Raw genomic sequence first — 275 nt, 5'->3', positions numbered from 1 at the left:
CACCCGCGAAGCCGGCAGCGAGCTGCGCTTGATGAGCCAGATTGGCTACGACGCCACCACCCTGGGCAACCACGAATTCGACTTCCGCCCCATAGGCCTGGCCGCCATGCTCAACGCCGCCGCCAAGGCCGAAGGCGATGCGCTGGTGCCGGTGATTGCCAGCAACATTCAGTTCGACGCCAACAACCCCGCCGACGACAGCCTCAAAGCCCAGCAAGACGCCGGCCGCATCGTGCCGTACAAAATTGTCGAAAAAGGCGGCATCCGCTTTGGGC

General features: G+C 64.0%; 1 pseudogene. It reads left to right on the top strand.

The features are described from left to right. Nucleotides 1-275 (top strand): annotated as a pseudogene (locus AC0IW9_RS30810) (hypothetical protein); the annotation flags it as partial.

It is taken from the genome of Belnapia sp. AC561 (assembly GCF_979252845.1).
Note: the sequence above shows the minus strand (reverse complement) of the source record. Positions and strands in the feature narration are given on the sequence as shown.